Origin of the sequence: Natrialba sp. SSL1 (assembly GCF_001861355.1) — an archaeon.
Classification (GTDB): domain Archaea; phylum Halobacteriota; class Halobacteria; order Halobacteriales; family Natrialbaceae; genus Natrialba.
The window spans coordinates 1-2,643 of the sequence record NZ_MASN01000028.1 but is presented as its reverse complement, the minus strand read 5'-3'; the positions used below and the strand labels follow the sequence as shown (position 1 = coordinate 2,643).

At 57.2% G+C, this 2,643-nt stretch carries 1 protein-coding gene and 1 pseudogene; both read right to left on the bottom strand.

Translation table 11 applies throughout. The features are described 5' to 3' along the window. Nucleotides 1-96 precede the first annotated feature (96 nt). On the bottom strand, nt 97-2,133 hold the full coding sequence (locus BBD46_RS07195; protein WP_253184522.1) for a BGTF surface domain-containing protein: 2,037 nt from the start codon (nt 2,131-2,133) through the stop codon (nt 97-99). A 135-nt stretch (nt 2,134-2,268) separates the two neighbouring features. Beyond that, nucleotides 2,269-2,643, bottom strand: a pseudogene (locus BBD46_RS23105) (PGF-CTERM sorting domain-containing protein); the annotation flags it as partial.

The following is a 2,643-nucleotide window of genomic DNA, read 5'->3' as shown; positions in this document are numbered from 1 at the left end:
CGCTACAGCTGTCGCTGGTTGGTGTAGCGGTCGAAAGAAAATCAAGGTGCGGCAAAGCCGGACGAAGTCCGGTAGTTAGTGTGTTAGCTGCGCAGCTTAGTTCTGCTTGCGCAGAGCCAGCATTGCAGCGCCGAGGAGTGCAGCGAGTGCGACAGCAACGCCGAAGCCAGGCGTTCCGTCGTCGTCGCCGTCATCGTCGGTTTCGCCATCGTCATCGGACGCGTCGTCATCGGATGCATCGTCGTCGGATGCGTCGTCGTCAGTTGCGTCGTCGTCGGATGCGTCGTCGTCAGTCTCCTCGTCGGAGAAGTTGGTCACACCAGTCTCTTCGGAGTCGTCTGCCGTGACGCTCCACTCGATGTCACCTTCGGAGTCGGACGTGAACTCGTAGCTGTTGGTCCAGGACTCGTCAGCGTCGATCGAGGAGTTGGTGTCGTCGACGTTCTCGCCACCGATGACAACGCCGATGTCGACGTCGTCAGCGGCTGCGCCACCAGTGTTGGTGACAGTCACGTCGAGCGTGACATCTTCGCCAACGTCAGCGCTGGATGGTGCGTCTGCCTCGACGTTGATGACAGGACCGTCACCGTCGACGAGTTCGGCGGTGAAGTCGTCTTCACCATCGCCGAGTGGTTCGTCGGCTTCAACATCGAATTCGATGCCAGCGTCGTAGTCGCTGAAGTCGAAGGAGCCAGTGAACGTGCGGTCATCTGCGACGACTGGGTCGTCGGTCAGGACGAACTCACCGGATGCGGAGGCGACCATGTCGATCTCCGTACCTGGTGCAACGGTGGTGTCACCGCTGAGTTCAGCGCCGTCAACGTTTGGCACTTCGTCAACATCGTCGAGCGAGACTTCACGCTCGTCGATGTCGAACTCGCCTTCAATCTCGAAGTCTTCGTCGTCGTCGACGTAGACGTTCTCGTCAGAGAACTCAATCGTCCACTCGTACTCACCTTCTCCGAACTGGTCAGTCGGGATGTCGAAGAGGAGCTGCTCGCCCTCGTAGTCGTCACCGTTGACGAGGGTCATCTCGAGCTGTTCGCCGTCAACGTCAGTCTCTTCAAGGTCAGCCGAGTTGTTCCAGACAACGTCTCCCAGGTTGGAAGCAGCGTCAGTCTGTTCGACTTCAACGTAAATGCCCTCGGAAGCAAGGCCGGTTGCAACACCGTCGTCATTGTCGCCGAACTCTGCGAGGGCACCGGTCATGCCGGCGTCCTCAAGCTCCATCAGCAGGTAGTCGTCTTCTGCGACGGAGTCAGTTGCGGTGACAGTGGCGTCCTCGAAGTCTTCGAGGTCGCTCATACTGTCGTCCTCAGGTGCGGTGTAGGTCGTCACGTCACCTGGAGAACCGAGTGGTTCAAGGTTGATGAACGACGTGTCGCCGCGGTCGACGAAGTCGATTTCACCGTCGTCGACTTCGAGGGCAGCGGACGTCGTCAGTTCGTAGTCGTCAGCGACGAGTGGGTCACTGAGCTCTTCTGCCAGCGAGTCTGGCGAGCCTACCTCATCTGCGTCAAGGTCCCCGACGTCGCCCTGGATGTGGTCATCGTCGCCAATAGCGATAATATCATCATCAGCGATCAGTGCGTACACGACTTCGAGCTCAGCGTCGTCCTGCTGTGCCTCGAAGGCGTCGTAGACATCCTCAGTGTTCGTTTCGTGGGTGTTGAACGTAATGTTGACTTCGTCGTAGTCACCTTCGGTGTCTTCGACGTAGAGGCCAACCTCGTAGGCGTTGTCGTCGTAGTCACCGACGGTCACGTACGTGTCGTCAGTATCCTCAAGCTCAACGGTGATGTTGAACTCGTCACCCTGCTGCTGGATGTATGGATCGTTGACGAAGTTGCGCTCTGCGTCGTCGTCACGCACTTCGAGCGTAGCATTGTCGGATGCGAGCGAGTCCGTCACGTCGAACTCGAACTCGTAGTCGCCAGCTTCGAGAACGCTGGTGTTAGCGGTGATGTCGTCGACACCTTCGATACCGAAGGTTGCAACATCGTCGTCTTCGTGGACATCGTCCTCGAAGTAATCGGCATCGTTGAGGTACGTGACGTGATCGTTGTTATCGTTTTCGTTGTCGAAGACTTCACCGATCTCTTCAGCGTCGAGACCCTCTTCGACTTCCGTCACGTTGAGGATCAGGTTCTCACGGTCGGAGTCATACTCCAGGTCGACCGTCCCCTGGTCTTCAACGACCGAATCACTTTCGAACTCGGTATCTAGGTCTTCTTCTTCAACCCAGAACTCGTAGCCGTTGAATGCGAGTTACCGGTCCTCTTCGGTATCATCGACGAAGTGGTAGAGGTTGCCCTCTACGAGTTCGGACGTATCTAAGGTGAACGCACCATCATCGTCAATCTGCTCGAAGGTTTCAGCACTGCCGGGGTCGTCGAGGTCAGTTGGCCCCTCGTAGATCCCAACAGAGTTGTGCTCCTCGAGATCAGAGTGCTGGATGGTGATTTCTTGGCCGACCCAGGCATCATACTCATCGAAGTCGCTCTCACTTTCAAATGTCGGTCCAACATCGTAATCGCCTACTTCGTCGTAGGCGAAATTCTCCTCGTCGAGTTCCTCGCCGTTAATCGCCGCGACACCGCCTGCGAACGAGGCGGACATGGCGACAACGGAAAGGACCATAAG